The following is a 23,694-nucleotide window of genomic DNA, read 5'->3' as shown; positions in this document are numbered from 1 at the left end:
ATGACAACAAAACAAATTCTCAAAGAAGCATCCCGTTATGTTCAGGAGAAAATAAAGATAACTCCGAAGACGGGCCTTATTCTCGGTTCGGGCCTCGGCGTTCTGGCCGACGAAATAGAAAATGCGGTGACGATACCGTACGAAGATATTCCGGGATTTCCGGTGTCGACGGTGGAAGGCCACGCCGGCCGGCTGGTGGCAGGAACACTCTGTGGTGAAGAAGTTATTGCCATGCAGGGTCGTTTTCATTACTATGAAGGCTACGACCTTCAGGATGTGACGTTTCCGGTACGCGTCATGCGGATGACAGGCGTAGAGACGCTGCTTGTAACTAATGCGGCGGGAAGCGTAAATGAAACATTTTCGCCGGGGAATTTAATGTTGATTAACGACCACCTGAATCTGCTCGGTGATAATCCGCTCATCGGCAGGAACGATGAAACGATCGGCCCCCGTTTTCCGGACCTGTCTTCGGCATATTCCAGGGAATTGATGCGTACCGCGAAATCGGCAGCTTCCTCCTTGGACATTACACTGCAGGAAGGAGTGTACGCCGCCAACACAGGACCGGCATATGAAACGCCGGCAGAAGTAAGAATGATCCGGACACTTGGAGCAGACGCGGTAGGGATGTCCACGGTTCCTGAGGTGATCAGCGCGAATCATACCGGTATGAGCGTTCTTGGTATATCATGTCTGTCCAATATGGCGGCAGGAATATTGGATCAGCCGCTCAGCCATGATGAAGTGATCGAAACGACAGAACAGGTCCGGGAAGACTTTTTGCAGCTGATGAAAGAAATTATCGGACGGATTGCGAAAGGAGACGTATAACATGGAGCATCTTGCCGAGAAGACAGAAGAAGCTTCCGTTTACCTTCAGGAGAAAATCAATATCAAGCCGGAGGTGGGATTGATACTCGGCTCCGGGCTCGGTGACCTTGCGGAGGAAATCGAAGATGCGGTGAAAGTCGACTATGAAGACATTCCCCATTTTCCGGTTTCCACAGTGGAAGGCCATGCCGGCCGTCTTGTGACAGGCATGCTGCAGGGACAGCGAGTTATCGCTATGCAGGGACGGTTTCATTATTACGAAGGATATTCCATGCAGGAAGTAACGTTTCCGGTCCGTGTCATGAAAGCACTCGGCGCTGATACACTGATTGTGACCAATGCCTGCGGCGCCATGAATCCGTCCTTTCAACCGGGGGATCTTATGGTTATCGAAGATCATATTAACCAGACCGGGACGAATCCGCTGCTGGGTCCGAATGACGAAAATCTCGGTCCCAGATTTCCCGACATGAGCCGGGCCTACGACAGCGGACTGAAGCGGACAGCGGTAAGCACCGCGGAACGTCTTGGTTTTTCTCTTCAGAAAGGAGTATACACCGGGATTGCCGGTCCGTCCTTTATGACAGCGGCCGAACTCATTATGCTCCGCCGCCTGGGAGGCGATGTGGTCGGCATGTCAACCGTTCCGGAAGTAATAACTGCAAATCACGCCGGGATGAAAGTGCTTGGGATATCCTGTATTACAGACATGGCTGTGGGAGAGGAAATCGAAGGGGTATCCCATGAAGAAGTAATAGAGACTGCTTCCAAAACAAAACCAAGGTTCATCTCTCTAGTGAAGGAAGTACTGGCATCCAACCTGTCCGCATAATCAGGGAAAGGAATGGTGGAACGAATGAGAATGGTGGATCTTATTACGAAAAAAAGAGATGGTTACGAACTGGCTGATGAAGAAATCCGCTGGTTTGTCAACGAGTACAGCAAGGGGGAGGTCCCAGACTATCAGGCTTCCTCATTTTTGATGGCTGTCTTTTTTCAGGGAATGACTCAGGAAGAAGCGGGAGCGTTGACGTTTTCGATGGCAGCTTCCGGTGAACAGCTTGATTTGTCGGCGATTGAGGGAATCAAGGTCGACAAACATTCAACAGGGGGCGTAGGTGATAAAACGACATTAATTCTGGGCCCGATTGTTGCCGCCCTTGATATTCCGGTTGCCAAAATGTCCGGACGCGGACTCGGCCATACCGGCGGCACCATTGATAAGCTGGAATCTTTCAAAGGATTCCGGACTGAAATGGATCAGGAGGAGTTCATCCGCCTTGTCAACCAAAATAAAATCGCTGTCGCCGGCCAAAGCGGCAATCTTACTCCCGCGGATAAAAAACTGTATGCCCTCCGTGATGTAACGGCGACAGTAAATTCCATCCCGCTCATTGCAAGTTCGGTGATGAGCAAAAAAATAGCTGCCGGCGCCGATGCGATTGTTCTGGACGTCAAGGCCGGGTCCGGAGCATTCATGGAACAAGTGGAGGATGCTGAAAAACTGGCGCGGGCGATGGTCGATATCGGTCATTCACTCGATCGAAAGACGATGGCTGTTATTTCGAATATGGACCAGCCGCTGGGACATTTCGTCGGTAATGCTCTCGAAGTAAAAGAAGCCATCGATACCCTTCATGGCAACGGTCCTTACGATCTGCATGAGTTGAGTGTGACATTGGCTTCGCATATGGCGGTGCTCGGCGGCAGAGCTTCCAGCGAAGAAGAAGGACGGACGCTGGTGGAGAAAGTACTGGAGGATAAATCAGCGCTTGAAAAAATGAAACAGTTTGTTAAGAGCCAGGGAGGGGATCCATCTCCGGTAGATGAACCGGAGCAGCTGTCTTATGCACGGAACCAGATTAACGTACCGGCTCCTGATTCCGGGTATGTCAGCAGTATGCAGGCCGCCCGGATCGGCAATGCTGCGATGATGCTCGGAGCAGGACGCGCTGCGAAAGATGATGTCATTGATCACGCGGCGGGTATAGAACTGAAAGCAAAGATAGGGGACTATGTCAGAGAGGGAGATACACTGGCAGTTATGCACGTTAATCAAGGCGATGACAAAACTGTTTCTGATATAATTCAACAGGCTTACCGTTTTTCCTCAGAACAGGTGGAAAAACCCGGTTTGATTTATAATTCCATATAGCTGGTAAATCTTCAGGATATACATCCTGAAGATTTTTTTGTATATGCACTGAAAATATTGGAAAAAATAGAACGGAGACTATATTGGGAGGTGTCTGTTATTGGGAAAGAACAGAGGGATAAAGCTGATACTGGCAGGTACTGCCGCCATCTTTTTCTGGGGAGGAAGTAAAGCGGAAACGGCAACTGGAAACACATCCGATGACGCGGTCTCCGCTTATGTCATGGAAGCCGGAACCGGGCAGGTGCTTTATCAGGAAAATGAGACAGAAAAGCTGCCGCCAGCCAGTATGACAAAAATTATGACGATGCTTTTAATCATGGAAGCGCTCGAGAAAGAACAGATTCAACTGGATGAAATGGTCCGAACGAGCGAAAAGGCCGCTTCCATGGGAGGCTCACAGATATTTCTTGAAGAAGGAGAAACCATGACAGTTGATCACATGCTTAAAGGAATCGCTGTCGCTTCCGCAAACGATGCCTCGGTGGCAATGGCTGAACATATTTCCGGATCGGAGGATGCTTTTATTCAATCAATGAATGACAAAGCAGAAGAGCTAGAACTGAAACATACCCGTTTTCAGAATACGACAGGGCTCCCTGCGGACGAACATTATACATCGGCGCAGGATCTTGCAGCTATCAGCCGTGAACTGCTCCGATATGAAAAAATCCTTGAGTACACGGGATTATATGAAGATTATTTGCGAAAAGGGGAAAAAGATGAATTCTGGCTTGTGAATACCAATCGTCTCGTTCGCCACTATGACGGAGTGGACGGCCTGAAAACAGGCTATACAAAGGAAGCTAAGTACAATCTGACTGCCACAGCTGAAAAAGATGGAATGAGAGTTATTACCGTACTGATGGGTGCGGAAACTCCGAAAAAAAGGAATCAGCTGACCGCATCGCTGCTTGATGATGCATTTCAGCAGTATGATTATTACAAACTTGCCGGAAAAGGAGATACCATTGCTGCTATCCCGGTGGAAAAAGGAAAGCATTCCAGAGCGGAAGCCGTACTGGCTGAAGATGCGGGTGTTGTACTCAGGAAGGGACAGGACGTAGACGGTATTACTGAAAAGGTAGCAAAAAAAGATGCAGTAACGGCACCGGCTGAGATGGGAGAATCAGTAGGTACCGTTCAGTATTATGAGGAAGATACCCTGTTGTCCGAAAACGAGCTGGTTTTAAAAGAAAATATAGAGCCGGCCGGCTGGACGACATTGTTCAGCCGTTCTATGGAGCGGATGATGGGCGGCATGTCCTGACGGCGTTTTTTTTAACGAAATAACACTAGTTTTGTCATGCGGGAAGGAAATACAGATCCCGTTCAAGAATGGACCAGCGAACCATTTTATTTTTCGAGACTGGGGGGAAGAGATATGAGTCTTACCGTTAATCTGGAACAGGTCGATGATGTAATGTGCATACGGTTGAAAGGTGAACTGGATCATCATTCATCGAGAGAACTCCGCGGACAGGTGGAAGAACATATGGAAATCCACCGCCCAATCCACATTGTGCTGAATCTGGAAGAGCTCACGTTTATGGACAGTTCAGGGATCGGAGTGATCCTCGGCAGATATAAGCAGATTCGAAAGCAGGGCGGGGAAATGGTGGTATGTGCCATTTCAGCACCGGTAAAAAGGCTTTTTGAATTATCAGGGCTGTTTAAAATTCTGCGGTTGGAACACAGGGAGACGGACGCATTACGCATATTGGGGGTAGCCTGAGGATGAAAAATGAGATGAAACTGGAGTTTTCCGCGCTTAGTGAAAATGAGGCATTTGCACGTGTTAGTGTAGGGGCGTTCGCGGCACAGCTGGATCCGGATATGAATGAATTAACAGAGTTAAAAACAGTCGTTTCGGAAGCAGTGACCAATTCTATTCTGCACGGTTATGACGAAAACCCGGCCGGAACAATCAGTGTCATGGTGAAAATCGAAACCGATACGCTGGAAATCACCATCAAAGATGAAGGAGCAGGTATCGACAATATTGAGCAGGCGAAAGAACCTTTGTTCACGACAAAGCCGGAAATGGAACGGTCCGGTATGGGATTTACCATTATGGAAAATTTCATGGATGAAGTAGAAATCATCTCAGAATCCGGAACCGGTACGACGGTATATCTGAAAAAAAGGCTGGCCGGCAGCCGGACACTCTGTAATTAAGGGGAGTCTGCATGAACATTAACATGGAAAAACAGCAGCCTCTTCAGGATCATAAGATCAGGGAATTGATCCAAAACAGTCACAACGGGGACCAGAACGCCAGAGATGAAATTGTCCATAAAAACACAAGGCTCGTCTGGTCCGTGGTGCAGCGTTTTATCAACCGTGGATATGATCCTGAAGATCTATTTCAAATAGGAGTGATTGGGTTAATAAAGTCCATCGATAAATTCGATCTCTCATATGAAGTGAAATTTTCCACTTATGCTGTACCGATGATCATCGGAGAAATTCAGCGGTTCATAAGGGATGACGGTACAGTGAAGGTGAGCCGGTCCCTGAAAGAATTAAATAATCGTGTCCGGAGAGCCAAAGAAGAACTCACGAAAGAAATGGGAAGAGCACCGGGCCTGAAGGAAATTTCGGAAAAACTCGATGTTCCTTCCGAAGAAATTGTATTTGCCACCGAGGCTGCCCGCACGCTGTCTTCCCTGCATGAAACCATTTATGAAAACGACGGCGATCCAATTACACTGATTGATCAGATTGCTGATCAGGCAGACAGCAGGTGGTTTGATCAGATTGCAGTCAAGGATGTTGTAGAACAGCTGGAGGAAAGGGAACAGGTCATTGTATACCTTCGTTATTATAAAGACAGAACCCAGTCGGAAGTGGCAGAACGTCTCGGTATATCACAGGTCCAGGTTTCAAGGCTTGAAAAACGAATATTGGATAAATTGAAAAGCCAGTTGTCGGAATGATGACTGGCTTTTTTTGTATAGCTTGATGAAGGGGCTGTCATACTAAGCAAAAGGAGAGAATGGTGATGAAGCAGCATATCTACGTGCAGTTTTTTTCGAACGGCTCTGTTGAACAGGGGGAGTGTCTCTGTATGAAGGATATTGCACGAGTTGAAGGAGACAGGGAGATTGTTTCGGATGTACTTAATATGGAAGTCTACCGGGTAACGGCAAAGGATAAGAGTCACGTTGTGGTGGATGCGTTGACGGTGCTGCAGAGGATTCATTCCTTTTATCCCGGGTTGACGGTGAGTTTTCTCGGCCGGCCGCAGGCTGTAATAGATGTCCGGACACAAAGCAGGCAGAAATCTATTGCTGCGATGCTGCTCGTATGGTTTCTTTTATTTACCGGCGCAGCCCTTGCCATTATGAATTTCCATGAAGACGTCAGCATGCTTGCTGTCCATCAGAAGTTATACAGACTGATTACAGGCGAACAGCTGCAGCAGCCTCTGTTTCTGCAGATTCCCTACTCATTCGGTCTTGGTCTTGGAATGATTTTGTTTTTTAATCATGTGTTTAAAAAACGGCTGAATGAGGAGCCGAGTCCGCTTGAAATTGAAATGTTCAACTATCGACAGGAAATGGAAGAGTTTGTAGCCGAAACAAAATCAGACCGGAGTTCAAAATGGCCGTCGAAGTCCTGATTACCATTTTTGTGGGATTCAGCGGGGGATTAGCTGTCGGAAGCGGCTTTGTGGCCTTTATTTCGGTGCTCGGCATTATTCCGAGACTGGTACAGATTACAGGTACTGAAAAAGCTTTCCGAACCTATGAAATGGCGGTGACCGGCGGCGGTGTATTTGGGACAATTGCCGTACTTCATCCTGTAACGTTTTCTTTTCCGGCTGTGTTTACCGCACCGGTCGGTCTTGCTTCTGGAATTTTTGTCGGTATGCTCGCTGCAGCCCTTACGGAAGTATTAAATGTGTTTCCGATTCTTGCCAAAAGAGTGGGGATGGAAAACAATGTAATGAGTCTGGTGATGGCGATTGTGCTTGGAAAAACGGCCGGTTCTTTATTTCATTGGCTCATTTATGTATCTCTTTCATTATAATAAATAAGGGGTTTCTTATATGCGCAGAAGAAAATGGATATTCCGGAATAAATCAAACGCCGTAGAACTCGAAAAACGGGGGGTTCCTCCAGAGGAAGCCGGCAATACCAGCCTTTCTTCACGGATCGAGGAAAATGAAGAAATCCTGAAAGAGAGAGTGGGTATCGGGGTCAGTTTTGATGCCGGTATCCGCAGGCTCCACATATTGGGAAGGGAAGTTCAGATTTACTTTATTAACGGCCTCGTCGATATGGAGGCGTTAACCGAGCTTTTAAAAGAATTAATGAAACTGGAAGCAAGAGACCGGGACACACCTTATGTCCGTGAAGCGGTGGAAAATCATCTGACGGAAGTACAGGTCGACTACAAAGACAATCTCGAAGACTGCATCACGGAAATGCTGTCCGGCCTCGTGTTCATACTTGTTGACGGGGAAGACCGGGCATTGGTCGTTGATGTCCGCAACTATCCCGGCAGAAGTCCCAAAGAGCCGGATAATGAAAAAGTTGTACGTGGAGCAAGAGATGGCTATACAGAAAATATAATTGAAAATACCGGTCTCACGAGAAGACGTGTCAGAGATGAAAGACTCCGTCATGAAATTATGCGTGTCGGTATCCGTTCCCATACAGACATCTGCATCTCCTATATTGAAGATATTGCGGATCCGGATATGGTTCAGGTTATAAAAAAAGAGCTTGAATCGATAAATATTGACGGATTGACGATGGCGGACAAAGTGGTCGAGGAGTATATTGTCGATCAGGGAGCCAACCCGCTTCCACTGGTTCGTTATACGGAGCGGCCGGATGTCGCAGCCGTCCATTTGTTTGAAGGCCACGTTGTTATTATTGTGGATGCCTCTCCCAGCGTCATCATTACACCGACTACCTTTTTTCATCATGTGCAGCATGCCGAAGAGTACCGGCAGGCTCCGTTTATCGGGACCTATCTGAGGTGGATTCGTTTTTTCGGGATGTTTGCATCCCTGTTCATTCTTCCGTTATGGCTGCTGGTTGTACTCGAACCCGGGCTTCTGCCGGATGCGCTGAACTATATTGGTCCGAGTGAAGACTCGAATGTATCGGAGTTTATGCAGATCGCCATTGCAGAAGTCGGGATAGAATTAATGAGAATGGCGGCGATTCATACCCCCTCCCCGCTTACTACCGCTCTTGGATTGGTGGCGGCGCTGTTAATTGGGGAAATAGCGATTGAAGTGGGGTTGTTTACCTCAGAAGTTATATTATATGTGGCTTTAAGCGCCATTGGAACGTTTGCGACGCCAAGTTATGAATTGGGCATTGCATTGAAAATATTCCGTTTTATTCTGTTGATAGCTGTTGTTTCGTTTCAAACAACTGGTTTTGTAGTGACAACAACGGTGCTGTTCTTGTTCCTTGCCTCAATCCGATCATTCAATAAACCCTATTTATGGCCGTTTCTTCCATTTGACGGCAAGGCGCTGTGGCAGGTGTTTGTTCGGACGACCGTTCCAAGTCTGCGCCGGCGTCCGAGTATCGTTAATCCACAGGACATCACCCGGCAGAATTCGGAATGATGATGGAAAATCAAAGAGTTTTCCTTTTTCTCCTCATTATTTGATGCTAAAATGTAATCATTCATTGACGAGTGTAAGGGGAGAACAATCATGTATCTTCACGGAACCAGCCGGATAAATAATCACGGGCGGCTGGAAATCGGCGGGGTGGACACGGTTCATCTTGCCGGGGAATACGGCACGCCTGTGTATGTATATGATGTCGCCCTGATGAGAGAGCGCGCGCAAGGTTTTCAGAAAGCTTTTGAAGAAGCCGCTGTTCCGTATCAGGTGGCATACGCAAGCAAGGCGTTCAGCTGCATAGCGATGGTGCAGCTGGCAGCTGAACTCGGTTTGAGCCTCGACGTTGTTTCCGCAGGCGAAATGATGACAGCTGCAAAGGCTGATTTTCCAATGCATCGGGTACATCTTCACGGGAATAACAAAAGTGATGAAGAAATAGCATTCGCACTGGAACTCGGAGTCGGATGTATCGTTGTCGATAATTTTCATGAGCTGTCCATGATTCAAAAACAGGCCCGGAAGAATAATCAGCCGGTGCAGGTGCTGCTTCGGACAACACCGGGAGTGGAAGCCCACACCCACGAATACATTTCCACGGGCCAGGAAGACTCAAAATTCGGCTTTGATCTCCAGAGCGGCCAGGCGGACCAGGCTGTCGAAATACTGCAGGAGGATCCGTATCTAGAACTTCGCGGGGTTCACTGCCACATCGGATCCCAGATATTTGATACGGAAGGTTTTGTCCTGACGGTGGAGAAGTTATTCCGGGAATTCCGACGCTGGAGGGATGAGTATCATTTCATTCCCGCTGTTTTTAACGCCGGCGGAGGATTTGGGATCCGCTATGTGGAAGGCGATGAACCGCTTGCTCCCGAAGAATATGTAAAAGATCTGATTCTGGCGGTTAAAAAAGAAGCAGCCGATGCGGGCATGCCTGTGCCGGAAATCTGGATAGAACCCGGCCGGTCCATCAGCGGGGACGCCGGGACTACGTTGTATACGATCGGATCCAGGAAACATATACCGGGTGTTCGGGATTACGTATCTGTTGACGGGGGAATGACGGATAACATCCGGCCTGCGCTTTACAGTGCCGAATACGAAGGAATGCTTGCCAATCGTGCTTTGGAAGAGCCGACAGAGCGTACTGCCATTGCCGGGAAATGCTGCGAAAGCGGGGACATGCTGATGTGGAATCTTCCTCTTCCGGAAGTGCAGTCGGGTGACATTCTAGCTGTTTTCTGTACGGGTGCTTATGGTTATTCCATGGCCAGCAACTATAACCGGTTTACACGGCCTCCTGTAGTTTTTGTAGAAGATGGAGAGGCAGATCTCGTCGTCCGGAAAGAATCACTGGAAGACCTTCTGAAAAATGACCTCCCGCTCCGTTTAAAACAGAACGTTTAATGATGAACCTCCTCCCGACGGGACACCTGTATGTCGTGTGCCAACGGGTGGAGGTTTTTAGTGACAGGTGTATGGATGCTGAAAAAGGGGGAGTGTTCCAATGATGGAACCTGTCGGAAAATGCAGCAGATGCAGCAAAGAGATACAGTGTCTGGATGGATTTTTGAATGGAGAACTGCAGAAAGACAAGACACTTTTATGTTTCGAGTGTGCAGATAAAGAGAGGAAGTCCGAACGAAATAGTTGACGGTTATGTTTCACGAGGGATAAAATCAGTATATAGTAAAAAACGGTTTGGTTACATCGTTGTATTGTAACCACTTCGGGGTCGGGTGAAATTCCCAGCCGGCGGTGATAGAGCTTAATGCTTTTTGAGTCCGCGACCCGCAGAGGCAGAGCTTCTGCGGTGGATCCGGTGAAAGTCCGGAGCCGACAGTGATAGTCTGGATGGGAGAAGAAAAGCCGTGTTCAAAGCCGGAAAATAACCGGAAGCGCATGTTTTTTATGTCCAAAAAAGCGGAGCAGTCCGGTCATTGAATGGTTGTGTATGAACAAAGCTTATTTCCGTATGTTTTACCACCCTGGAGACGTATACCGTTTTCAGGGTTTTTTGTATTTATTATCAGGAAAAGAGGAAGTCGAAAATGACGGACGAAGAATATATGGATCTTGCTCTTCAACTGGCGGAAAGCACGAAAGGTCAGACATCGCCGAATCCATCTGTCGGGGCTGTCGTTGTAAAAAACGGTCGTCTGTCCGGAGTGGGAGCTCATTTAAAAGCAGGAGAGGCACATGCCGAAATTCATGCGCTCAGACAAGCCGGATCCGACGCTGAAGGAGGGACGATGTATGTAACCCTTGAACCGTGTTCCCATACCGGAAAAACTCCTCCCTGTGTGGAGTCGGTGATAGAAAGCCGCATCCGCCGGGTTGTCATTGCCACACTTGATTCCAATCCAGAGGTGGGCGGAACCGGTGCCGGCAGACTACAGGAAGCCGGAGTAGAGGTGAACATCGGGATCGGAAAAGATCGTGCGGATTGGCTGAACCGCTATTTTACCCACCATATGAAAACAGGCCTCCCGTATGTCACGCTGAAGACCGCTGTTTCACTGGACGGCAAAACGGCTGCTGCGAGCGGGGAAAGTCAATGGATCACAGGTGAAGCATCGAGGGAAGACAGTCATCGTCTCCGTCATGAGCATGACGCCATTCTCGCCGGGATTGGAACCGTACTTCACGATGATCCTTCTTTGACAGCAAGACCCATTAACGGCGCGGTCCAGCCGCTCCGTGTTGTGCTGGACAATCAACTGCAGATGCCCTGCGGTGCGGCGATGCTGCAGGATAATGAGGCGCCGGTGTGGATTTTCTGCGCATGCAACGCCCCTTCCGAAAAAAAGCGTGAGCTGCAGAAAGCAGGAGCGGTCATTCATCAGACCACCACCTCGTATGTATCGGTAAAGGAAGTTCTGACTGTTCTCGGGAACGAAAATATTCTCTCTGTTTTTGTGGAAGGAGGAGCGGAGGTTCATGGAACGTTTCTGGAAGAGAAACAGTTTCAGGAATATGTCTCCTACACAGCTCCTATGCTCATAGGCGGCCGTTCGGCGCCGACAGCTGCCGGCGGAACCGGTATTGCAACCCTGAAAGATACACCTGGACTGGTGATCCGCTCGGTGGATCATCTGGATGGGGATATAAAAGTAACAGCGGTTCGAAAGGAGGAGGATTAATGTTTACGGGTATTGTTGAAGAAACAGCTGCTGTCCGAAGTATCAGGAAAACAGCGGATACGATGGTGCTTACGCTGCATACTCCGGGCATATCCACTGATATAAAAACGGGGGACAGTATTTCGGTAAACGGTGTCTGTCTGACGGTGACATCTTTTAAAGAAGATGCGTTTACCGTCGACGTCATGCCTGAAACAATGTATGCGACCAGTCTGAAAGTACTTGAAGAAGGAAGCCGTGTAAACGTGGAACGGGCCATGCCGCCCTCGGGAAGGTTCGGCGGACATTTTGTGAGCGGCCACGTGGATGATGCCGGTACGATCGCAGCCGTTACACCTTATGAAAATGCGTATTATATCGATGTATCTCTTCCTGCCTATTTACTTCCTTATATGAGTGAAAAAGGTTCGGTGGCTGTGGACGGCATCAGCCTGACAATTTTTAAGGTGAAGGATGCAGATGAGACCATCACTCTCTCACTTATCCCTCATACGTGGCAGGAAACAACAATAAGTGATAAACATATAGGGGACCCTGTCAATATTGAAGCAGATATGCTGATGAAGTATACAGAACGTCTGCTTTCAGCCCGGTTTACCGGTAAAGCGGACGGAGTGGATGAACAAAAATTGAAAGACAATGGATTTATGTCATTCTAAAACAGGATAGGCAGTACGAAAGAGGGTGAATGTGATGGCAGAAGAAAAACTATTTGATCCTATTGAAGAAGCGATATACGAATTAATGCAGGGCAGGACTGTCATCGTCTGTGATGACGAAGACCGTGAAAACGAAGGAGATTTTGTCGCGCTTGCTGATCAGATCAGTACAGAATCCATTAATTTTATGATCACGTATGGAAGAGGACTGGTATGTACGCCTATTACCGAAGACCGGGCCCATGAACTGGAACTGCAGCCTATGGTCGATCAGAATACAGACCCGCATGGAACGGCATTCACAGTCAGTGTGGACCATGAGTCAACCACAACAGGCATTTCTGCCGGCGAGCGCGCGCAAACGATCCGTGAGCTGCTCGATCCGCAAAGCAGAAGTCGTCATTTTAAACGTCCGGGTCATGTGTTCCCGCTTATTGCCAAAAACGGTGGTGTCCTGCGCCGTGCCGGCCACACGGAAGCTGCAGTGGATCTGGCAAGGTTATCGGGTTCTGAACCTGCTGGCGTTATTTGTGAAGTAATAAAAGATGATGGTGAAATGGCAAGGGTGCCGGATCTTCGTGAAATCGCCGATGAGCATGAGCTGAAGATGATTACAATCAAAGATCTAATTCAGTACCGGCATAAAAAAGATAAACTGGTGAAAAAAGAAGCAGACATTAAACTGCCCACCGATTTTGGAGACTTTCGTGCCATCGGTTATACATCGGTGGTGGATGAGAAAGAGAGTGTTGCTCTCATTAAGGGACAGCTTATCCCGGGTGAACCGACATTGGTGCGGGTGCATTCGGAATGCCTGACCGGAGATGTTTTTGGATCCCATCGGTGCGACTGCGGGCCGCAGCTGCAGGCGGCTCTGCAGCAGATTGAAAAGGAAGGCAGAGGGGTGCTGCTTTATATGCGCCAGGAAGGCAGAGGGATCGGTCTGATTAACAAAATGAAAGCTTATCAGCTCCAGGAAGAAGGGTATGATACGGTGGAGGCCAATGAGAAGCTCGGTTTCAAACCGGATCTGCGGGATTATGGAATCGGGGCACAGATTCTGCGTGATCTCGGCATTTCCCAAATGCGTCTGCTGACAAATAACCCCCGGAAAATAACCGGATTGAAAGGGTACGGGCTTGAAGTGGTGGAAAGAGTTGCCCTGCAGCTGCCGTACAACAAGGATAACGAGAAATATATGCGTACGAAGTATTCCAAACTGGGGCATATGCTCCACTTTTAATAAAGGAGAGACAAAATTGGGCCAGGTATATGAAGGAAATGTAGTAGGTACGAATCTGACAATCGGCATTGTGGTTGGGCGGTTTAATGACTTTATTACACAAAAACTTCTGGACGGAGCAAAAGATGCTCTGAAAAGACATGGTACTCCGGAAGAAAATGTTGATACCGCCTGGGTTCCAGGTGCTTTTGAAATTCCATTTGCCGCTCAGAAAATGGCAGAAACTGAAAAATATGACGCCGTTATAACACTCGGTACAGTGATCAAAGGGTCGACCCCCCATTTTGATTACGTCTGTTCCGAAGCGGCAAAAGGGGTAAGCCGGGTATCCCTGGACTATGATCTCCCAGTCATTTTCGGAGTGCTGACCACCAATACAATTGAACAGGCGGTTGAACGAGCCGGCACAAAAGCTGGAAACAAAGGAGCGGAGGCTGCAGTATCCGCCGTCGAAATGGCCAACCTTGATAAAAATTTTCAAAGAGGGTAAACTAAGACCGGAATGAAAAGCATGGTGGATATCCGCCATGTTTTCTCTTTGAAAAGAGACTGGTTTAAGACCGGCTGTTATGTTACATTGGGCGGAAGTTACGAATCATGATGCATAGAATATGCTGAAACATGACGGATTCAGCTGACGAAATTACCCTGAAATCCTCTCTTTTCAAACGAGGAAGATGAAGTATAATGAGAGAAGAAACATACTCTCTCTAATAAGGGATGATGTCAATGTTTATCAAGTTCAAGTCTGCGTATAAAAAGATTGCCATGGGGCTGCTCTCTTATATGCCGGAAGAAAAAGAAGTCAAGAAGCTTCAGGAAACCATGAATTACTACGAGAACGAGGAAAATTGGCAGCTCTATTTATGGAAGGAACAGGAAGATATTGTCGGAGTGATGGGGCTCTATTTTCATGATAATGGTTCCGCCCAATTAAAGCATATATGTGTCAATCCTTCCTATCGTGAAGAGGGGATAGGAAGGAAAATGGTGTTAACCATGAAGGACCGTCTGGAAGGAAACCTCACTGGTTGTGAAGAAACAGAGGAATTCCTCGGCTGTTGCGAAGAAAAAGAATCCGGGAATAATGAAAAAACGGAAGAAGCAAGTGGATGATGCAAAGCACAAGGCTGTTCCGGATGAAAGTCCGGAACAGCCTATTTATTTACCGCGTTTCCGGCGCAGGCGTTCGGCGGGATCTTGTGTTCGATGCCGTAAAATGTGGCGGTGCACCAACTGGTGATTGCTCGTATCGCTGGACTGCTGCCATTCCAGAGAAAGTCTCCTGCATTCCTGTTTACAGTGCTGAATAAGAGCAGGATCAGTGAGAGGAAGATTTATATCATGAAAAGGTCCGTCATGCTGCACGTTGAGAACGGCTTCGTCAAGCTGCTGCTGGAGAGTGTGGGCATCGAGAGCGAGTTCGTGCAGCTGTTTTGTGTTTTCAGCAAGAATGCTGCGGGCGCTTTTCCATATTTTTTCGGCCCCGCGCCGGTTGCTGCGGCGGTGATGGTACAGCCCCACTGCGGTCTGGATTAACCCAACCCAGACACTGCTGCGATTTCCGGGGTCATGTTCTTTCCAGTAATCCTCCAGAATTTCGTGGCATTCGAAATAGTCACGGGAGGCGTGAAATTGTACGAGGAATTGAATGTAGGCGTCCAGATACATCGTTTCCCTGCTTTCTTTTTTGAAACAGAATGTTTGAATATTGTAACATACGTTCAGCTTTTTCTTCATTCGAAAGTCGTAATGCCTGAGAAAGAAGGGATATGATATAATTTACCGTAGTATGGCGGGAGAGGATTCAGTTCATGGAACGATATAGTGTTCAGATCGATACATTTCAGGGGCCGCTTGATCTGCTGCTTCATTTAATTCAGCAGGCCGAAGTGGACATATATAACATACCAGTAGCGGAGATAACCGAACAGTATCTGCGTTACGTTCAGACAATGCAGGAACTGGAGCTCGATATTGCAAGCGAATACTTGGTAATGGCCGCTGCTCTTCTAGAAATCAAAAGCCAGATGCTTCTTCCCGGGGCAGATGATCCGGAAGAGGACGATTTTATGGAAGAGGAAGATCCCAGGCAGGAGCTGATGAGCCGGCTTGTGGAGTATAAAAAATATAAAGAGGCGGCTGCGGAACTGCGGGAAAAAGAACAGGAAGGATCCGGCAGTTATGCGAAAGGGTCTTCCATGGATGACGATGTGATACAGGAGAAGCATGCTGCTGCGGTACCGGAGGAGCTTTCGCTGTTTGATATGCTGGATGCGTATCAAAAACTCAAGGAACGTGTCCGTTATAACGTTACGAAAGAAACGAAAATCACCGGAGAGGAAATCACGATTGAGGACAGGATGTCGACAATTCTATCCTTTTTGAATGAACAGCAGGGGGGAAGTCCGTTTATCGAATTGTTCCCTTCCGGAGAACGGTCGCACATGGTTGTGTCATTTCTTGCTGTTCTGGAATTGATGAAACACCGGAAGATCACCTGTGTGCAGGACGGAAACTTCGAAGAAATTATGGTGTACCAGACAGAGGAGGAGCTTGCCCGTGAATGAAGAAGAGTACCAGCATATTCTGCAGGGGCTGCTGTATGTGTGCGGGGATGAAGGACTAGAGGTTCAGGATGCCGCAAGGGTGCTGGATCTGCCGGAAAAAGAAGCCGAAGAGCAGCTCACCCTTTTACAGCGGTCCACAGAAGAGGTTGTGCCGGGGCTTCAGGTAAAACGTTTTGACAGCCGGTTTCAACTTGTAACGGCAGAAAAGATTGCTCCTTATATAGAAAAGCTGGCGGAAGGGCCGCGGCAGGCAAAACTGTCCCAGGCCGCACTTGAGACACTGGCCATCATCGCCTATAATCAGCCGATTACACGAATCGAAATAGATGATATCCGCGGAGTGAAATCAGAAAGAGCCGTCCAGACCCTTGTACATAAAGCCCTGATAAAGGAAGGCGGACGGGCGCAGGCTCCAGGACGCCCTATTATTTATAAAACGACGGAACGATTTCTGGAGCATTTTAATATTTCTTCCCTGGAGGAACTGCCGGCCCTCCAGGAGGCGACGGAGGAACAAGAAGCGGAGGAGGCCGACTTGTTTTTTAAGGAATTGGATGAAAATGATTAAGAAGAATCCGGATCCCCGTATGTGTCGATATAAAGGGGGAACTGTCCATTCCATTCTGCATAGAGAACCCGGTTCATGTCCGGTATATTCTGAGACTGAAGATGCTGTATAATATCATGTTTGGAAAGATTCGATTCTGTAATATTGTCTTCCACCCATTCCCCGTCCAGAATGACGGCAAGAGGCAGGCTCGGGGGAGGGCCGGGATCGGGAAGAAGATCTGGTTTCAATAAGGACGAGGCGTGCGGCTTCTTAAGAACGCTAACACTGCCATTCGCTTCAAGAATGGCGTAATGAACATCCTGCATGGAAAATACATCTTTATCCCGCAGCAGATGCTGCAATTGATTCAGATCAAGTTTGTTTTTACGGAGTACTTCATAGTCCAGCTTCCCTTCCCGGATAACGATAGCCGGTTTCCCTTCCAGCAGGCTGCGGGTTTCTTTCTTCTTTTGGGTGATCATCTCCACGATACTGACGAGTACAGCCCACAGGATGACGGCGTATAAAATATAATGAAGCCCGATTTCATCATCGTATATTGCGTTGCCGACCAATTCCCCCATAACAATCGAAGAGATGAAGTCAAACGGAGTTAATTGATTGATCTGTGTTTTGCCGAGTATTTTCGTGATCACCAATAGTGCAAAGAAGCCGATCGACAATTCTATCGTAAGCTGCAAGAATTGGGCCTGCATGGCGTCCTCCTGTTATATATGTGCTTATAACATTCACACGCTTAGCGTACCCTGTAGAACATAAAAATACCCCTTTTCTTACTGAAAGTGGAGGAGCAGTTCATCCATTTCCCGCAGAAGTCTGCTTGATGCAAGACGGATATATTCAAATTCATCATGTCCTTTCCCCGAGGAATCCTTTCGAAAAACAGTACGGACCCGGCCGTTTTCGGTTTTCCAGTACGTTTCTACATACGTTTGATAGGACTGAAAAAACTGCATCATTGCCCCGGCACGCTCGGGCCCGAATAACTCCTGCAGATAAATCAAGGAATAACCAGGGTTTTCCACAGTATGGTGAACCGCCTGTGGGTGCGGGGATTTCGTCTGTTTATACACCGTGTCCCGGACGTCCAGTGCTTTCATGTGTATATGATGACGAACTTCTTCCTTTTCCTGATTTCTTTCCTTTTCTTCAAAAATCTTTTCCAATTTGTTGAGTTTTTCTGTCATTTCCTGCTGCCTGCGGTACAGGTTCCTGATTTTTCCCCATTGTACGAACAAAAACAGGAATGCGCAGGCTGACAGAAATGATAGCAGCAGTACTATGACCGGCTCCAATTCATGACCCTCCATTCTTCATTTCCTTCTTATTCAAGTCCGCCATACATAAAAATAAATCTCCTATTCCATACTATAAAGGCAGGATGCAACGGAAGGAAGGGAAAAATGAAAAAGCCAGTTCACAACGTCATGAAGCTGACTTTTCCTATCCTTGTACTTATATTATGTTCTGCAGGGTGCGGGGAAAAAGAAGATGCTTCGCTGACCAACACCGGTTATGTAAAAAATGAATCAGAAGAGCTGCTTGAAGACATGGATGAAGTGTCATCTGCAGCCGCAGTATGGGAAGAGGATAGTCTTTTCGCTGCAGTAACAGTTAATCAGTGGTCAAGGCTGCGTCTTGAGAACGTCCGCAAAAAGGGACATTCTCTCCTCAAGAAACATTATCCGGATACAGACGTACACTTTTCTACTGATTACAAAGTGTGGCTCGAATTAAACAAATTCAAGGAAGATATGAAAAAGGAGCCTCTTCCGGGCAAAAAACGTAAAAAAAGACTGACCGGTATTGAAGATCATATGAAAGGATAAATGGTGTTCTTCATGAGTGACAAATCAGAGACGAACCAAAATCAAACCTATCAGAAATTCGCACAGCAGGCGGAACCTTCTGTCCCGGTGGCAGCCAATTGCCTGAAAGCCTTTCTGATTGGAGGGGGGGTCTGCGCATTCGGGCAGGGAATACGCTCCTTTTTTATTCATTTTTTTAATTTCAACGAACAGACCTCTGGTGATCCGACTCTTGCTGTTTTGATCTTATTGGCGGTGCTTCTGACAGGTTTCGGTGTATATGACAAGATGTCTCAATTTGCCGGGGCCGGAACGGCGGTCCCGGTAACAGGATTTGCAAATTCGATGGCCAGTGCGGCCATTGAATACCGGACGGAGGGCCTTGTGCTGGGTGTCGGAGCCAATATGTTCAAACTTGCCGGTTCTGTTATTGTCTTCGGAACGGTGGCAGCATTTCTTATTGCTCTCATCAAAACAATCTGGATACAGGTCACGGGGGGTTCATTATGATCCAGGGCAGCCGTACGTGGGAGTTTCCAGGACAACCCATTATTGAAACAACCGGTGTCGTCGGCGGACCATTTGAAGCCCGGGGAAACCTGGCGCGGGATTTTGATCACCTTTTTGATGATATATGGATGGGAGAATCGTCTTTTGAAAACGCCCAAAAAAAATTGATGGAGGAAGCATCCTGGACAGCACTTGCCAAAGGAAGCAAAAAACCTGAAGATATTCAGTTTGTACTGGCGGGCGATCTCATTAATCAGATGACGGCAACCAGTTTTGCCTGCCGGTCACTCGGTATTCCGTACCTGGGACTGTTCGGGGCCTGCTCCACATCCATGGAGGGACTTGCCCTGTCATCGCTCTTGATTGAACACGGGGAAGCGGATAATGTGCTGACTGGTTCGGCCAGTCACAATGCTGCTATTGAAAAACAGTTCCGATATCCAACCGAATACGGGGCACAGAAACCTCCAACAGCACAGTGGACAGCTACAGCAGCCGGGGCTGCTGTTATTGGAAGAAAAGAAAGCGGGGCGGCGGTTACTGCTGCGACAATTGGAAAAGTCGTGGACCGGGGGTTGAATGATCCCTTTAATATGGGTGCAGCGATGGCACCGGCAGCGGCAGACACGATTGAAGCTCATTTTATTGATTTGGATCGGGATCCTTCCTATTATGACTGTATCATTACTGGTGATCTGGGACGCGTTGGTCTTCCACTGATGAAAGAACTTCTCCGGCAGCGCGGCATTATGGTAACCGATGATAAGTGCATGGACTGCGGAATCATGCTGTATCATGAAGACCAACAAGTGCAGGCAGGGGCGAGTGGTTCCGGATGTTCCGCGGCTGTCACTTATGGAACGGTTCTTAATCGTATAAAAAACGGGACATGGAACTCGGTGCTTGTCGTAGCTACAGGGGCTTTGTTAAGCCCGCTTACGAACCAGCAGAATGAGTCTATACCGTGTATTGCCCATGCAGCAGCCATTGAACAGAAAGGGGGATACCAATGGCAATGATGTATGTCTGGGCCTTCATCGTCGGAGGTATGATTTGTACGATTGGACAGCTCCTCATGGACGTAGCAAAACTAACGCCTGCTCATACGATGGCAGCCCTTGTGGTGTCGGGAGCAGTGCTTGATGGAATCGGCTTATATGAGCCATTGATTGATTTTGCCGGCGCAGGTGCTACTGTACCGATCACCAGCTTCGGGAACGCTCTTGTACACGGAGCGATGGCTGAAGCGGAACAAAACGGCATTATAGGGGTGATTACGGGCATTTTTGAAGTAACGAGCGCTGGTATTTCTGCCGCGGTCATTTTTTCTTTTCTTGCTGCTCTGGTATTTAAACCAAAAGGCTGATGGATCCGCTCATTCTTTCTTGTTCTCTATTCATAAGAGATGAAGACAGGCATAGATATACTAGTAAGATATGGACAAGGAAGATGGGATGGCTATGAAACGGTTCATCATTACCGCCCTGCTTCTGCTCTCTGCCATGCAGCCGATGATGGCAGCGGCAGAACATACGGAAGGAGTCGATACTTCCGCAGAAGCAGCCGTGCTGATGGAACAAAAGAGCGGCAGAGTCCTTTATGAAGACAACGCGCATGAAAAGCGGAATATCGCAAGTATAACGAAAATAATGACAGCTGTACTGGCACTGGAGTCCGGGAAGTGGAAACAGACGGCAAAAATCAGTGAGAATGCTGCCGGTGTCGAAGGATCCTCCTTGTACTTGAAGCCGGGGGAATCGATGAGCCTGAAGGATTTAACGACAGGTTTAATGCTTCGTTCCGGTAATGATGCGGCGGTGGCCGTTGCGGAATTTGTCGGGGGAAGCACGGATGGGTTTGTGTACATGATGAATGAAAAAGCCCGTGACATCGGCATGGAACATACCCGGTTTACAAATCCGCATGGTCTTGACGATGGCAGCCGCCATTATTCTACGGCGTATGATATGGGACTGTTAATGAAGTACGCCATGCAGAAAGAAACGTTCAGGGAAATAACAGGACTCACGCGGTACGAAGCCCCACAGCAGGACGAAGGAAAAAGAATCTGGCGGAACAAAAACAAGCTGCTTACCTCTCTTTATGAATACAGCACAGGAGGAAAAACCGGATATACGAGTGAAGCAGGACGGACGCTTGTATCCACTGCCGAAAAAAAAGACATGGAGTTAATCGCCGTTACGCTGGATGCCCCATCTGATTGGGACGATCATATCGCCATGTTTGAATGGGGATTTTCGACGTTTGACCTTGTCCAGCTGGCAGAAGCGCGTGAAATCGTGGAGGATGAAAAGCGGGAAAACGGGACGTTATTTCTGCCTCAGGACTTTTCCTATCCATTGGCAGAAGAAGAGAAAAACGAAGTCTCCCGCTCCATCGCATTCACAGAGAAAGAAGACCACCCGGCAGGCATATCAGCAGTTGGGAGGGTGAACTGGAAGCTGGACGGGCAGTCTATTTACAGCATGCCGATTCTTCTGGAGCAGGAAAAAGAAAGCGGGGATGGATGGTTCCACAGCTTTGGTGAATGCCTTCGTATGCTGATTGGAGGTCGGTAGGCGTGGTCCACTATATCTGGATGTTTCTTTTGGCAGCCGGTATTACAACGGCCATGTTCAACGGCAGAATGGAAGATGTGTCGGAAGCGGTGTTTACCGGAGCAGAAGAGGCAGTTACCCTTTGTTTCGGACTGATCAGCGTGATGGTATTCTGGCTTGGTATGATGAACGTTGCCAGGCAGAGCGGGCTGCTTGATCGATTTACAAAATGGCTCAGGCCGGCGGCAGTCAGGCTGTTCCCGGAGATTCCCGCAGACCATCCCGCGATGGGGTATATTCTGTCTAATATGACGGCAAATCTGATGGGGCTTGGAAATGCGGCTACACCGATGGGCATTAAGGCCGTCAAAGAAATGAAAAAACTGAATGATAATAAAGACGAAGCCAGCCGTTCCATGATTACGTTTATGGCACTTAATACGGCAGGTCTGACTCTGATTCCGACCACCGTGATCGCCATAAGGATGAATTATGGATCGTCGGAACCAGCCGAAATTGTTGGAGCTGCAATACTGGCTACCGCTTGTTCAACGGCTGCTGCTCTTGTCATCGACCGATTTTTTCATTACCGGCGTACACGGAAAGGGAAAGGATTGTCATGAGCTGGATGAATACAGTATCTATCTGGGTAGTACCGATGCTTTTATTTGCTGTCATTATTCATGCAGCTATCAAACGGGTGCCGGCGTACGACTGTTTTGTGGAAGGCGGGAAAGACGGATTTCAGATGGCGGTATCGCTAATTCCGTATCTGGTGGGAATGATAACCGCTGTCTCTGTTTTCAGGGCTTCCGGGGCAATGGAGCTCTTTATCACGGCCCTGTCACCGGTGCTGTCCCTGATTGGAATGCCAGCTGAAATCGCCCCTCTTGCCATGATACGGCCGATTTCCGGAACGGGAGCGCTCGGGATGATGAGTTCGCTGCTGGCTGAACACGGGCCTGATTCGTTTATCGGCCGGCTTGCTTCGACGATGCAGGGAAGTACTGATACCACTCTCTATGTTATTACAATTTATTTCGGGGCAGCGGGTGTAAAACGAATCGGAGATGCATTGAAAGTAGGATTGGCTGCCGATGCCGCTGGAATTGCAGCATCGGTCATCATTGTCAGCCTTATATTTTTATAATAAGGAATCTTCTGCCCGGCAGAAGATTTTTTCATTCTAATCCCCTTGGTGCATTTCCTTTGCTTGTGAAACGCGGTTCAGATGGGTAAGATGGAACAAGAGGTGAAATAGATGGAACGACTTCAGAAAGTTATAGCAAATGCAGGGATTACTTCCCGGAGAAAAGCGGAACAATTCATTCAGGAGGGGAGAGTGAAAGTAAACGGCAGCGTAGTGAAAGAACTCGGCACCAAAGTGACTCCCCACAAAGATACGGTGGAAGTTGATCACGTACCGATTGACCGGGAGGAGCCTGTTTATTATCTGTTCTATAAACCGAAACAGGTTATTTCAGCGGTCAGTGATGACAAAAACCGTAATGTTGTAACGGATTTTTTTGAAGAGGAATCAAAACGCATTTTTCCGGTCGGCAGGCTCGATTATGATACATCCGGACTTCTGCTCATGACCAATGACGGAGAATTCGCCAATCTGCTGATGCATCCGAAAAACAAAGTATTTAAAACGTACGTCGCCAAAGTCAGGGGAAAACCTTCAAGGGATGCTTTGAATCAACTAATCAGAGGTGTTGAACTTGAAGATGGCAGAACAGCGCCGGCGAAAGCGAGAATAAAGTCAACCAGTAAAAAGACGAATTCATCAATAATAGAAATCAGCATTCATGAAGGAAGGAACCATCAGGTGCGGCGGATGTTGGAAGCCATTGATCATCCGGTACTGAAGCTGAAAAGGGAGAAGTACGGTCCGCTGACGCTTGAAAATCTGCAGCCGGGCGGAAAAAGAAAACTGAAGCCGGTGGAAGTGAAAAAACTGAAGGAGATCGCTGTCACATAAGTGTCATAAAACGCTTATTATACATTCCGCTGCGGCGGCGTTATAATGATGACAGAGTGC

The 23,694-nt window shown here is 48.0% G+C and carries 29 protein-coding genes and 1 riboswitch; of the genes, 26 read left to right on the top strand and 3 right to left on the bottom strand.

What is annotated here, in order from left to right:
• From ACW9JV_RS10240 to ACW9JV_RS10165, 16 genes are all read left to right on the top strand, one after another.
• Window positions 1-834 carry a purine-nucleoside phosphorylase gene (locus tag ACW9JV_RS10240; RefSeq protein WP_457333917.1) on the top strand — a complete coding sequence of 278 codons (834 nt, stop codon included), beginning with the start codon at window positions 1-3 and terminating at the stop codon, window positions 832-834.
• Between the two features lies 1 nt (window position 835).
• Window positions 836-1,666: a purine-nucleoside phosphorylase gene (locus ACW9JV_RS10235; RefSeq protein ID WP_457333915.1), complete on the top strand. Its 831-nt coding sequence runs from the start codon at window positions 836-838 to the stop codon at window positions 1,664-1,666.
• A 24-nt stretch (window positions 1,667-1,690) separates the two neighbouring features.
• Window positions 1,691-2,989 (top strand): pyrimidine-nucleoside phosphorylase, encoded by a 1,299-nt coding sequence (locus ACW9JV_RS10230; protein WP_457334702.1) that lies wholly within the window; start codon window positions 1,691-1,693, stop codon window positions 2,987-2,989.
• Window positions 2,990-3,089: 100 nt separating this feature from the next.
• Complete coding sequence (locus ACW9JV_RS10225; RefSeq protein WP_457333913.1) at window positions 3,090-4,259, top strand: D-alanyl-D-alanine carboxypeptidase family protein; 1,170 nt, start codon at window positions 3,090-3,092, stop codon at window positions 4,257-4,259.
• A gap of 114 nt (window positions 4,260-4,373) precedes the next feature.
• Window positions 4,374-4,724, top strand: coding sequence for an anti-sigma F factor antagonist (gene spoIIAA, locus ACW9JV_RS10220; RefSeq protein ID WP_457333911.1), 351 nt, complete (start codon window positions 4,374-4,376; stop codon window positions 4,722-4,724).
• Window positions 4,725-4,726: 2 nt separating this feature from the next.
• Window positions 4,727-5,167, top strand: a complete 441-nt coding sequence (gene spoIIAB, locus ACW9JV_RS10215) for an anti-sigma F factor (protein WP_457333908.1) — start codon at window positions 4,727-4,729, stop codon at window positions 5,165-5,167.
• Between the two features lie 11 nt (window positions 5,168-5,178).
• The gene (gene sigF / locus ACW9JV_RS10210) at window positions 5,179-5,928 is read left to right on the top strand and encodes an RNA polymerase sporulation sigma factor SigF (protein WP_457333906.1); all 750 of its coding nucleotides are present in this window, start codon (window positions 5,179-5,181) and stop codon (window positions 5,926-5,928) included.
• A gap of 65 nt (window positions 5,929-5,993) precedes the next feature.
• Window positions 5,994-6,614 carry a stage V sporulation protein AA gene (locus ACW9JV_RS10205; protein ID WP_457333904.1) on the top strand — a complete coding sequence of 207 codons (621 nt, stop codon included), beginning with the start codon at window positions 5,994-5,996 and terminating at the stop codon, window positions 6,612-6,614.
• On the top strand, window positions 6,596-7,024 hold the full coding sequence (locus ACW9JV_RS10200; protein ID WP_457333902.1) for a stage V sporulation protein AB: 429 nt from the start codon (window positions 6,596-6,598) through the stop codon (window positions 7,022-7,024). The genes ACW9JV_RS10205 and ACW9JV_RS10200 overlap by 19 nt, the downstream gene beginning before the upstream one ends.
• Window positions 7,025-7,043: 19 nt before the next feature.
• Entirely contained in the window at window positions 7,044-8,585 is a 1,542-nt protein-coding gene (locus tag ACW9JV_RS10195; RefSeq protein ID WP_457333900.1) for a spore germination protein, read from the top strand.
• Window positions 8,586-8,675: 90 nt separating this feature from the next.
• Window positions 8,676-9,995 carry a diaminopimelate decarboxylase gene (lysA, locus tag ACW9JV_RS10190; protein ID WP_457333898.1) on the top strand — a complete coding sequence of 440 codons (1,320 nt, stop codon included), beginning with the start codon at window positions 8,676-8,678 and terminating at the stop codon, window positions 9,993-9,995.
• A 314-nt stretch (window positions 9,996-10,309) separates the two neighbouring features.
• Window positions 10,310-10,458, top strand: a riboswitch (FMN riboswitch).
• A 181-nt stretch (window positions 10,459-10,639) separates the two neighbouring features.
• Entirely contained in the window at window positions 10,640-11,731 is a 1,092-nt protein-coding gene (gene ribD, locus ACW9JV_RS10185; RefSeq protein ID WP_457333896.1) for a bifunctional diaminohydroxyphosphoribosylaminopyrimidine deaminase/5-amino-6-(5-phosphoribosylamino)uracil reductase RibD, read from the top strand.
• Entirely contained in the window at window positions 11,731-12,390 is a 660-nt protein-coding gene (locus tag ACW9JV_RS10180) for a riboflavin synthase (protein ID WP_457333894.1), read from the top strand. Before ribD ends, ACW9JV_RS10180 begins: the two co-directional genes overlap by 1 nt.
• 34 nt (window positions 12,391-12,424) lie before the next feature.
• Complete coding sequence (locus ACW9JV_RS10175; RefSeq protein WP_457333892.1) at window positions 12,425-13,633, top strand: bifunctional 3,4-dihydroxy-2-butanone-4-phosphate synthase/GTP cyclohydrolase II; 1,209 nt, start codon at window positions 12,425-12,427, stop codon at window positions 13,631-13,633.
• A 16-nt stretch (window positions 13,634-13,649) separates the two neighbouring features.
• Window positions 13,650-14,123, top strand: coding sequence for a 6,7-dimethyl-8-ribityllumazine synthase (gene ribH / locus ACW9JV_RS10170; protein WP_457333890.1), 474 nt, complete (start codon window positions 13,650-13,652; stop codon window positions 14,121-14,123).
• Window positions 14,124-14,362: 239 nt separating this feature from the next.
• Complete coding sequence (locus ACW9JV_RS10165) at window positions 14,363-14,749, top strand: GNAT family N-acetyltransferase (protein WP_457333888.1); 387 nt, start codon at window positions 14,363-14,365, stop codon at window positions 14,747-14,749.
• 45 nt (window positions 14,750-14,794) lie between these two features.
• On the opposite strand, the gene ACW9JV_RS10160 is transcribed toward ACW9JV_RS10165, so the two are convergent.
• The gene (locus ACW9JV_RS10160) at window positions 14,795-15,304 is read right to left on the bottom strand and encodes a DUF309 domain-containing protein (RefSeq protein ID WP_457333886.1); all 510 of its coding nucleotides are present in this window, start codon (window positions 15,302-15,304) and stop codon (window positions 14,795-14,797) included.
• A gap of 143 nt (window positions 15,305-15,447) precedes the next feature.
• On the opposite strand from ACW9JV_RS10160, the gene ACW9JV_RS10155 reads away from it, so the two are divergent.
• Together ACW9JV_RS10155 and scpB are read left to right on the top strand one after the other, a co-directional pair.
• Entirely contained in the window at window positions 15,448-16,203 is a 756-nt protein-coding gene (locus tag ACW9JV_RS10155) for a segregation/condensation protein A (protein WP_457333884.1), read from the top strand.
• Entirely contained in the window at window positions 16,196-16,771 is a 576-nt protein-coding gene (scpB, locus tag ACW9JV_RS10150) for an SMC-Scp complex subunit ScpB (protein WP_457333882.1), read from the top strand. Before ACW9JV_RS10155 ends, scpB begins: the two co-directional genes overlap by 8 nt.
• Here scpB and ACW9JV_RS10145 read toward each other — a convergent pair.
• Entirely contained in the window at window positions 16,768-17,469 is a 702-nt protein-coding gene (locus tag ACW9JV_RS10145; protein WP_457333880.1) for a DUF421 domain-containing protein, read from the bottom strand. The two genes, scpB and ACW9JV_RS10145, sit on opposite strands and share 4 nt — an antisense overlap.
• A gap of 78 nt (window positions 17,470-17,547) precedes the next feature.
• The gene (locus tag ACW9JV_RS10140) at window positions 17,548-18,069 is read right to left on the bottom strand and encodes a hypothetical protein (RefSeq protein ID WP_457333878.1); all 522 of its coding nucleotides are present in this window, start codon (window positions 18,067-18,069) and stop codon (window positions 17,548-17,550) included.
• Between the two features lie 108 nt (window positions 18,070-18,177).
• Between ACW9JV_RS10140 and ACW9JV_RS10135 the strand changes: the two genes are divergently transcribed.
• The 8 genes from ACW9JV_RS10135 (at window position 18,178) to ACW9JV_RS10100 (ending at window position 23,634) form a co-directional block, all read left to right on the top strand.
• Complete coding sequence (locus tag ACW9JV_RS10135) at window positions 18,178-18,603, top strand: hypothetical protein (RefSeq protein WP_457333876.1); 426 nt, start codon at window positions 18,178-18,180, stop codon at window positions 18,601-18,603.
• 12 nt (window positions 18,604-18,615) lie between these two features.
• Window positions 18,616-19,092 carry a stage V sporulation protein AC gene (gene spoVAC, locus ACW9JV_RS10130; protein WP_457333874.1) on the top strand — a complete coding sequence of 159 codons (477 nt, stop codon included), beginning with the start codon at window positions 18,616-18,618 and terminating at the stop codon, window positions 19,090-19,092.
• Window positions 19,089-20,111 (top strand): stage V sporulation protein AD, encoded by a 1,023-nt coding sequence (gene spoVAD / locus ACW9JV_RS10125; RefSeq protein WP_457333872.1) that lies wholly within the window; start codon window positions 19,089-19,091, stop codon window positions 20,109-20,111. Before spoVAC ends, spoVAD begins: the two co-directional genes overlap by 4 nt.
• Window positions 20,108-20,458, top strand: coding sequence for a stage V sporulation protein AE (spoVAE, locus tag ACW9JV_RS10120; protein ID WP_457334700.1), 351 nt, complete (start codon window positions 20,108-20,110; stop codon window positions 20,456-20,458). The genes spoVAD and spoVAE overlap by 4 nt, the downstream gene beginning before the upstream one ends.
• Window positions 20,459-20,546: 88 nt before the next feature.
• A complete protein-coding gene (locus ACW9JV_RS10115) occupies window positions 20,547-21,671 on the top strand; it encodes a D-alanyl-D-alanine carboxypeptidase family protein (protein WP_457333870.1) in 1,125 nt (374 codons plus the stop codon).
• Window positions 21,672-21,673: 2 nt separating this feature from the next.
• Window positions 21,674-22,273, top strand: a complete 600-nt coding sequence (locus tag ACW9JV_RS10110; protein ID WP_457333868.1) for a nucleoside recognition domain-containing protein — start codon at window positions 21,674-21,676, stop codon at window positions 22,271-22,273.
• Window positions 22,270-22,800 carry a spore maturation protein gene (locus tag ACW9JV_RS10105; protein ID WP_457333866.1) on the top strand — a complete coding sequence of 177 codons (531 nt, stop codon included), beginning with the start codon at window positions 22,270-22,272 and terminating at the stop codon, window positions 22,798-22,800. Before ACW9JV_RS10110 ends, ACW9JV_RS10105 begins: the two co-directional genes overlap by 4 nt.
• 111 nt (window positions 22,801-22,911) lie before the next feature.
• On the top strand, window positions 22,912-23,634 hold the full coding sequence (locus ACW9JV_RS10100; RefSeq protein ID WP_457333864.1) for a pseudouridine synthase: 723 nt from the start codon (window positions 22,912-22,914) through the stop codon (window positions 23,632-23,634).
• Window positions 23,635-23,694 lie beyond the last annotated feature (60 nt).

Source organism: Salibacterium sp. K-3 (genome assembly GCF_054052005.1).
Note: the sequence above shows the minus strand (reverse complement) of the source record. Positions and strands in the feature narration are given on the sequence as shown.

Excerpts from the sequence above, each read along its gene's own strand:
- ACW9JV_RS10235 (WP_457333915.1), top strand. The coding sequence starts at position 836 with ATGGAGCATCTTGCCGAGAAGACAGAAGAAGCTTCCGTTTACCTTCAG.
- ACW9JV_RS10230 (WP_457334702.1), top strand. The coding sequence starts at position 1,691 with ATGAGAATGGTGGATCTTATTACGAAAAAAAGAGATGGTTACGAACTG.
- ACW9JV_RS10240 (WP_457333917.1), top strand. The coding sequence starts at position 1 with ATGACAACAAAACAAATTCTCAAAGAAGCATCCCGTTATGTTCAGGAG.
- ACW9JV_RS10155 (WP_457333884.1), top strand. The coding sequence starts at position 15,448 with ATGGAACGATATAGTGTTCAGATCGATACATTTCAGGGGCCGCTTGAT.
- ACW9JV_RS10205 (WP_457333904.1), top strand. The coding sequence starts at position 5,994 with ATGAAGCAGCATATCTACGTGCAGTTTTTTTCGAACGGCTCTGTTGAA.
- ACW9JV_RS10115 (WP_457333870.1), top strand. The coding sequence starts at position 20,547 with ATGGCTATGAAACGGTTCATCATTACCGCCCTGCTTCTGCTCTCTGCC.
- spoVAC (WP_457333874.1), top strand. The coding sequence starts at position 18,616 with ATGAGTGACAAATCAGAGACGAACCAAAATCAAACCTATCAGAAATTC.
- ACW9JV_RS10175 (WP_457333892.1), top strand. The coding sequence starts at position 12,425 with ATGGCAGAAGAAAAACTATTTGATCCTATTGAAGAAGCGATATACGAA.
- ACW9JV_RS10100 (WP_457333864.1), top strand. The coding sequence starts at position 22,912 with ATGGAACGACTTCAGAAAGTTATAGCAAATGCAGGGATTACTTCCCGG.
- ACW9JV_RS10165 (WP_457333888.1), top strand. The coding sequence starts at position 14,363 with ATGTTTATCAAGTTCAAGTCTGCGTATAAAAAGATTGCCATGGGGCTG.
- sigF (WP_457333906.1), top strand. The coding sequence starts at position 5,179 with ATGAACATTAACATGGAAAAACAGCAGCCTCTTCAGGATCATAAGATC.
- spoVAE (WP_457334700.1), top strand. The coding sequence starts at position 20,108 with ATGATGTATGTCTGGGCCTTCATCGTCGGAGGTATGATTTGTACGATT.
- ACW9JV_RS10160 (WP_457333886.1), bottom strand. The coding sequence starts at position 15,304 with ATGTATCTGGACGCCTACATTCAATTCCTCGTACAATTTCACGCCTCC.
- lysA (WP_457333898.1), top strand. The coding sequence starts at position 8,676 with ATGTATCTTCACGGAACCAGCCGGATAAATAATCACGGGCGGCTGGAA.
- ACW9JV_RS10135 (WP_457333876.1), top strand. The coding sequence starts at position 18,178 with ATGAAAAAGCCAGTTCACAACGTCATGAAGCTGACTTTTCCTATCCTT.
- ACW9JV_RS10195 (WP_457333900.1), top strand. The coding sequence starts at position 7,044 with ATGCGCAGAAGAAAATGGATATTCCGGAATAAATCAAACGCCGTAGAA.
- spoVAD (WP_457333872.1), top strand. The coding sequence starts at position 19,089 with ATGATCCAGGGCAGCCGTACGTGGGAGTTTCCAGGACAACCCATTATT.
- ACW9JV_RS10145 (WP_457333880.1), bottom strand. The coding sequence starts at position 17,469 with ATGCAGGCCCAATTCTTGCAGCTTACGATAGAATTGTCGATCGGCTTC.
- ACW9JV_RS10200 (WP_457333902.1), top strand. The coding sequence starts at position 6,596 with ATGGCCGTCGAAGTCCTGATTACCATTTTTGTGGGATTCAGCGGGGGA.
- ACW9JV_RS10105 (WP_457333866.1), top strand. The coding sequence starts at position 22,270 with ATGAGCTGGATGAATACAGTATCTATCTGGGTAGTACCGATGCTTTTA.
- ACW9JV_RS10180 (WP_457333894.1), top strand. The coding sequence starts at position 11,731 with ATGTTTACGGGTATTGTTGAAGAAACAGCTGCTGTCCGAAGTATCAGG.
- spoIIAB (WP_457333908.1), top strand. The coding sequence starts at position 4,727 with ATGAAAAATGAGATGAAACTGGAGTTTTCCGCGCTTAGTGAAAATGAG.
- spoIIAA (WP_457333911.1), top strand. The coding sequence starts at position 4,374 with ATGAGTCTTACCGTTAATCTGGAACAGGTCGATGATGTAATGTGCATA.
- ribD (WP_457333896.1), top strand. The coding sequence starts at position 10,640 with ATGACGGACGAAGAATATATGGATCTTGCTCTTCAACTGGCGGAAAGC.